The following is a 791-nucleotide window of genomic DNA, read 5'->3' as shown; positions in this document are numbered from 1 at the left end:
TCCCAGGTCGGAGCAGGAGCGAAGCGACGTAGCGGAGACGCTGTGATCCATGCCGTTACTTCAGCCGAAGAATGCAGCGGCTCGGAACGGCGCTTGTATCCGCAACGGTGCCAGCTACCCTTCCAACGTCAGCGAACGGGGTGGTAGCGTTCGGTTCTGATCCGCAGGCGCACTGCCGCCATCTAACGGCATGGATCCCAGGGTCTGCGCCGCGTCGCTCCGCTCCTTGCTCCGCCCTGGGATGACGAAGGGAGGGGGTGTTTCGGCCAATCTCGAAGGTTTGCGATTCGCCGCAGAAAGGGACTGTGGACGTTCGGCCCGACCTGTCAAATCACTGTGTCGAGGGGCCTAGGTCATGAGGGTTAATTCTCCCGACCAGCGGAAAGGATTAGCATCGGCGATAATCTCGGCCGCGCAACCAGCATCATTGCCGCCTTGCGCGGCCAGAACAAAAAATCTGGGAGGAATGCATGACGAAAACAACTTACTTCAGGCGCCGCAGCATTCTCGCTTTGACTGGCCTCATCGGCGCCTGCCTGACTGCGGCTGCAGGTCAGGCCGCCGAGCCCGACAAGGCCGAGATCGATGGCCTGAAAAAATCGCTATCCAAGTACGAAGACTACAAGGCCGCCATTCGCGACCTCTATCTGTCGACGGTCGGATGCGTTTATCACAGCGGCGAAAAAGTGGCTGGCGCTATGGATTACCCTAAGGGCGCGATGGGCATTCATTTCGTCAACGTCGCGAGCGTCAGCCCGACACCAGATCCGACGCGCCCCAATGTCCTTATC

The 791-nt window shown here is 59.7% G+C and carries 1 pseudogene; it reads left to right on the top strand.

The features are described from left to right. Nucleotides 1-512 precede the first annotated feature (512 nt). Nucleotides 513-791, top strand: a pseudogene (locus EOA86_RS36805) (hypothetical protein); the annotation flags it as partial.

The sequence above is a fragment of the Mesorhizobium sp. M5C.F.Ca.IN.020.32.2.1 genome (assembly GCF_004023105.1).
GTDB classification, from domain to species: Bacteria; Pseudomonadota; Alphaproteobacteria; order Rhizobiales; family Rhizobiaceae; genus Mesorhizobium; species Mesorhizobium wenxiniae.
This window is presented reverse-complemented; position numbering and strand designations above follow the sequence as displayed.